Origin of the sequence: Hyphomonas polymorpha PS728 (assembly GCF_000685315.1) — a bacterium.
GTDB classification, from domain to species: domain Bacteria; phylum Pseudomonadota; class Alphaproteobacteria; order Caulobacterales; family Hyphomonadaceae; genus Hyphomonas; species Hyphomonas polymorpha.
On sequence record NZ_ARYM01000047.1, the window covers coordinates 1 to 4,618 of the forward strand.

Genomic DNA, 4,618 nt, shown 5'->3' on the forward strand with positions numbered 1-4,618 from the left:
GCCTTGCCCATCGGGCCTCTCCTATAATTGGTGTCGTCCGGCCCGCCGGACAGGTTCAACCTAGATTGATCTCCGGCCACATGGCCTTCAAGCGGCGCCTAATACCCATGTGTGACACGGGTTTCAAGCGGGGTTTTACGGGGCAAAGCTGCACATTTGCAGGCCTTGCGAAGCCAAACGCCCCGGCCGATAAGCGCACGGTCTGACTTTACGGAATTGAGGACCGAATGCGCAGTGAACTCCAAGACCATGCCGCCCGCCTGAGGCTGCAGCCTCTGAAGCTGCTCGCGACAGCGCGCGCAGGGGATCAGCCGCTCGAAGCGGCAGGTTGGAAAATCAGCCTTGCGCGGCACTTTCTGGATGCCTCCGCAGAGGCCAGCCTGCTCCAACACGGCGCGGATGCGGCATTGGTAAAGGCGGGCGAAGATCTTTTCGGCGGCGCTATCGTGAACCCCTCGGAAGACCGCCCTGCCCTGCACTGGGCTTTGCGGGCCCCCGCGCGCCTGACGGGAGAGGCCGAAACCATTCGCCAGAGCGTTCTGCCAGCGCTTGAATTTGCTGGGAAAATTCAGACAGGCGAAATCCGCACCGCGCACGGTGAGGCGTTTACGGCCGTCCTTCACATCGGCATCGGCGGATCGGATTTCGGGCCGCGCCTGATTGCGGACGCATTTGAGGATCTGGCGCACCCGTCGATCGAACTGCGGTTTGCCGCCAACGTGGATCCCTACGACCTGGACCGGGCGATGGCTGGGCTTGATCCCCTGTCCACGCTGGTGATCGGGGTGTCCAAATCCTTCGGCACCGAAGAAACACTCTATAATCTGGGCCGTGCGCGCGCCTGGCTGGAGGACAAGCTGGGCGATGATGCCGCCCGCCACCTCGCTCTGGTGACGGCCAATCCGGAGAAGGCCAAGGCCTGGCTGGGTGGGCGTGACGCCTACACGTTCGATATGCCGATCTCTGTGGGCGGGCGATTCTCGCTGTGGTCGGCCGCGTCACTGGCCTGCATGATCTATCTGGGGCCTGAGACCTTCCGGAAAATTCTCAATGGCGCCAACGAGATGGATGAGCATGTGCGCACGGCGCCGCTCGAATCGAATGCCGCCATGCGGCTGGCGCTGCTGGATTTCTGGAATACCTCCATCCGCGAGAAGCCGATGCGGGTGCTGCTGGCCTATGCCAACCGCCTGCGCATGTTGCCGACTTATCTGCAGCAGCTGGAGATGGAGTCGAACGGTAAATCCGTTGATTCTGAAGGCAATACGGTCTCCCCACCCACAGCGCCCGCCCTCTGGGGCGGCGAAGGATCAGTAGGCCAGCACTCCTATCACCAATGGCTGCACCAGGGATCGCAGGATGTGCCGTGCGAATTCATTCTGGCGCCGGACTTTGACCGCGATTCTGAAGGATTGGACGCGCTGGCCGCTCATGCGCTGGCGCAGGCCGAAGTGCTCGCCAATGGCCGCAGCCTCGAGGAAGTACGCGCTGAAGAGCCGGGGATAAGCGAGGCCGTATCCGCGCAGAAAGTGCATGCCGGCGGGCGGCCCTCCACGCTGCTCTCCCATGCTGGTTTCGGCCCGGAGGCCTTCGGGGCGCTGGTAGCGCTGTACGAACACCGCACCTATTTCGCCGGCAAGCTGTGGGGATTGAACCCCTTCGATCAGTGGGGCGTAGAGCGCGGCAAGACCATGGCTGGGCGCATCCAGGCGGTGCTGAAGACCCCTGACAAGGCCGCTGATCCTGTAACAGCTGCGCTGCTGAAGCAGATTTTCTAAGGCATGGCGATTGCCCGCATCCTGCGCGAGCAGACAGTGGGCGAGACCCGCTGGCTGGCGCTTGGACCGGGGGACAGGCCCGCTGCGCTCTACCTTGAGCGCGCCTCGAACACCGCAGCGCTGGGCGCGCGGCTGGAAGGCCGCATCGGCAAGACAGAGCCCGGCGCAGGCGGGACATTCATTACCCTTGCCGGGACAATGAGCGCATTCCTTCGGACAAAGAATGGACAAATCCGGACAAATCCGGACACTTTGATACCAAGCGAGGGCACGCAGGTGACGGTCGAGGTCGTCGCTGAAGCACGGGCCGGGAAGCTCGCCCGGGTGAAGCTGGCGGCGCCGGGCGCTGGCCCCGCGGTCTCCAGCGCCGATGCCTGGCGGGCTCATCTGAAGGGTGGGAGCGCCGCGCCGGTGGAGGACGTGCCCCCCGGCGACGCGGAGGTGAGCGCCGCCTTCGAGGATGCCCTTCGCCCGGAGGTGACCCTGCCCGGCGGAGGGCAGATGCATATCGAGCGGACACGCGCGCTGACGGCGGCCGACATCGATTCGGCGGGCCGGGCGCTGAAAGGCAGCGCCGGGGCGCGCGCCCTGTCGCTCAACCGCGAGGCGGCGGGGGAGCTCTCCCGGCAGATGCTGCTGCGGGGTCTGGGCGGGCTCGTGGTGCTCGACTGTGTGAGCCCAATTGCGGGAGATGGGGGCGCGAAGATCCGCGCGGCTTTTGCAGAAGTTTGGGAAGGGCTGACCAGCCGGCAGGCGAAGGCGCTGGCGCCTTCCGCGCTTGGCCTGATGGAAATCGCCGCTGACTGGTGGATCACGCCGCTGGCCGAGCGGATGCTGGACGCGGCGGGAGCGCCGACGCCGGAAACGGCGGCGCTGGAGGGGCTGCGCCAGCTGGAGATGGCCGCGCAGCAGGCGCGGATGGTGCGCCTGACCCTGGCCCTGCCCCAGATGGCCCACGACTGGCTGGCGGCAAGCCGGCTCGACGCGCAGGCGCTGCTGAGCGCGAAATATGGGGCGCGGCTGTCTATCGGGGTTCACGGCAAGGCCGGGTTTGAGCTATTCCCCACCCCATGAGCAAGCCTGCGACCCCCGACCAGAAAAAGCCCCTCTGCGCCCGTTGCCGCAAGCAGACCGTGGCGGCCGAATACCGCCCCTTCTGCTCCAAACGGTGCGCCGACGCCGACCTCGGCCACTGGCTGACCGGCAGCTATGTGATCGCCGGCCGGCCTTCCGAGGATGCCGAGGAAGCCGCCAGCGGACGCCCCGCTGAAGATGATACAGAATCCCACTGATTTGTGCGTAGACAAGGCCCGCGCGCTTCGTTAAGTAGCCGCTTCCCCGTTCGGCCCGCCCGGGTAGCTCAGGGGTAGAGCAGCGGATTGAAAATCCGCGTGTCGGTGGTTCGATTCCGCCCCCGGGCACCATTTCCATAGACTTTTTTGGGAGGGGCACCGCGCCCCATAAAAACAATTGGCCAAGCCTTAGCTTAGCCCACTGACGTCCGCCGCATCCGCTAAATATTGTTGGGCGACATTTCTTCTGTTGGGATTTTGTTGAAGCCGCGATGGTCGGGAGCACCCGAGCGTGCACGAAGTAATCAGCCTGCGGAGCTGGTAGACTCCACGCAGAAGATATCAAACAATCTGGCTACTGCCATTCTTACTTAAAGTTTAGCTTGACATATATATCGCTAATTGGCAATATAGCAAAATGAGTATATACACAGAACAACCCGATCATCTCAGCCGCACGTTTTTTGCCTTGGCAGATCCAACAAGGCGCGCGATCCTCACCCGCCTCGCGGCTGGGGAAGCATCCGTTTCTGAGCTCATGGCGCCATTCCAGCTCAGTCAGCCGACAATATCTAGGCATCTGAAAGTGCTCGAACAGGCTGGACTGATTGAGCAAGGGCGCGACGCCCAACGTCGGCCACGAAGGTTGTCAGCGGCAGGGCTCGATGATGTGACCAATTGGGTCGATGACTTCCAAAAGCAATGGATGGCTCGATTGGGTCGGCTGGACACCCACCTCGCATTAATGAATGCAAAGGAGACCTAAATGCTGACGGCCAATTCTGATAATGAGAACACTAAATTCGAAATCGATTGGGAGTCTCACCTCATTAGGTTGGAGCGAGGCTTTGACGCTCGGCCCAACCAGGTTTTTGAAGCTTGGACACAACCAGAGCATGTGGCGCGCTGGTGGGATCCGGCCGGGCAGACATTGGCAGTTTGCGAAATCGATCTTCGACCAGGCGGCGCTTTCAAGTTTACCCCAAAAGGCCGGTCCAACATGCCTTTCTCGGGCATGTATCTCGAAGTTGCGCCGCCCCAAAGGCTGACATTTGAAGCGTTAGGCGCAATCGGTAGAGTGTTCATCGATGAGCTCGAACATGGGACGCGGCTGTTGGTTGAGATCCAATGTCGTTCAACCGAGCACCTTGAACAATTCCTCTTGTCCGGAATCGACAAAGGAACCTCAGTCACGCTCGATAATTTGGTACACTACATGCGCATCAGATCGCTCTGAAAACTAGACCTCAGGCACGCACACCTCTTGGACGCCCCGTATGCAGCTCCACTTTAGCTACACTGATCCAGCCTTATCAGCCTTCGCTGTCACAAGCATCATCCTTATTCTTAATTTGCTTACACTCTGGATATTGAGTGGAGCGCGGCGGGTGCACAGCCGCGTCGCAATCAATTCGGAGGATGGCGCGCTGTATAATATTCCGGTCTCTGAAACAGATCCGCCGGAAGTTGCTCGCTACCTTCGCGCTCACAGGAACGCTGAAGCGACGATCTATCCATTTCTGTTGTAAGCGTCCGGCCTGACCGCAC

6 protein-coding genes and 1 tRNA gene are annotated in these 4,618 nt (G+C 61.7%); 6 read left to right on the forward strand and 1 reads right to left on the reverse strand.

What is annotated here, in order from left to right:
- Window positions 1-227: 227 nt before the first annotated feature.
- The 6 genes from HPO_RS19160 (at window position 228) to HPO_RS20130 (ending at window position 4,307) form a co-directional block, all read left to right on the forward strand.
- Window positions 228-1,778, forward strand: coding sequence for a glucose-6-phosphate isomerase (locus tag HPO_RS19160; protein WP_035602754.1), 1,551 nt, complete (start codon window positions 228-230; stop codon window positions 1,776-1,778).
- Window positions 1,779-1,781: 3 nt separating this feature from the next.
- Window positions 1,782-2,852, forward strand: a complete 1,071-nt coding sequence (locus HPO_RS20125; RefSeq protein WP_051612851.1) for a ribonuclease E/G — start codon at window positions 1,782-1,784, stop codon at window positions 2,850-2,852.
- A complete protein-coding gene (locus HPO_RS19170) occupies window positions 2,849-3,070 on the forward strand; it encodes a DNA gyrase inhibitor YacG (RefSeq protein ID WP_035602757.1) in 222 nt (73 codons plus the stop codon). The genes HPO_RS20125 and HPO_RS19170 overlap by 4 nt, the downstream gene beginning before the upstream one ends.
- 57 nt (window positions 3,071-3,127) lie before the next feature.
- A tRNA-Phe gene (locus HPO_RS19175) sits at window positions 3,128-3,202 on the forward strand.
- Window positions 3,203-3,488: 286 nt separating this feature from the next.
- Window positions 3,489-3,836, forward strand: coding sequence for an ArsR/SmtB family transcription factor (locus HPO_RS19180; RefSeq protein ID WP_035602759.1), 348 nt, complete (start codon window positions 3,489-3,491; stop codon window positions 3,834-3,836).
- Window positions 3,837-4,307 carry an SRPBCC domain-containing protein gene (locus tag HPO_RS20130; protein ID WP_051612852.1) on the forward strand — a complete coding sequence of 157 codons (471 nt, stop codon included), beginning with the start codon at window positions 3,837-3,839 and terminating at the stop codon, window positions 4,305-4,307. It begins immediately after the preceding gene.
- Window positions 4,308-4,383: 76 nt separating this feature from the next.
- Here HPO_RS20130 and HPO_RS20915 read toward each other — a convergent pair.
- Window positions 4,384-4,618: hypothetical protein (locus HPO_RS20915; RefSeq protein WP_206742197.1), on the reverse strand; the 235-nt coding region annotated here is incomplete at its 5' end.

Coding starts and splice junctions, on each gene's coding strand:
- HPO_RS19160 (WP_035602754.1), top strand. CDS start 228: ATGCGCAGTGAACTCCAAGACCATGCCGCCCGCCTGAGGCTGCAGCCT.
- HPO_RS19180 (WP_035602759.1), top strand. CDS start 3,489: ATGAGTATATACACAGAACAACCCGATCATCTCAGCCGCACGTTTTTT.
- HPO_RS20125 (WP_051612851.1), top strand. CDS start 1,782: ATGGCGATTGCCCGCATCCTGCGCGAGCAGACAGTGGGCGAGACCCGC.
- HPO_RS20130 (WP_051612852.1), top strand. CDS start 3,837: ATGCTGACGGCCAATTCTGATAATGAGAACACTAAATTCGAAATCGAT.
- HPO_RS19170 (WP_035602757.1), top strand. CDS start 2,849: ATGAGCAAGCCTGCGACCCCCGACCAGAAAAAGCCCCTCTGCGCCCGT.